Source organism: Vibrio sp. 10N.222.49.C9 (assembly GCF_041474985.1).
GTDB lineage: Bacteria > Pseudomonadota > Gammaproteobacteria > Enterobacterales > Vibrionaceae > Vibrio > Vibrio crassostreae_C.
This window is the reverse complement of the sequence record NZ_JBFRVD010000129.1, coordinates 1-299: the sequence shown is the minus strand read 5'-3', so window position 1 is coordinate 299 and position 299 is coordinate 1. Positions and strand designations below refer to the sequence as shown.

The 299-nt window shown below is 53.2% G+C and carries 1 protein-coding gene; it reads right to left on the bottom strand.

What is annotated here, in order from left to right; genetic code table 11:
* A partial coding sequence (locus AB4585_RS22305) for a peptidase dimerization domain-containing protein (protein WP_372170994.1) occupies window positions 1–299 on the bottom strand: 299 nt, incomplete at both ends.

Below are 299 nucleotides of genomic sequence, written 5' to 3'. Positions count from 1 at the left end.
GCTACATTGGCTTGTGGCAGGGCAAGGGTGACTGAACCTTCACGAGGGATCGCATTGCGCAGGCTACCACCGGTAAAATCAATCAGTCGTAGTTCTAGCTCTTCGGCGTGGCTGGCAAGAAAACGTGCCAGTAACTTGTTCGCGTTGCCACGACCAGTGTGAATATCACAGCCAGAGTGACCGCCTTTCAAGCCCTTCAAGATCAGCTTTTTAGTCACAGAGCCTTGCGGGGCATCTTCACGCTCGATAGCGAATTCAAGGCTAGAGTCGATGCCACCGGCACAACCCATGTACACTTC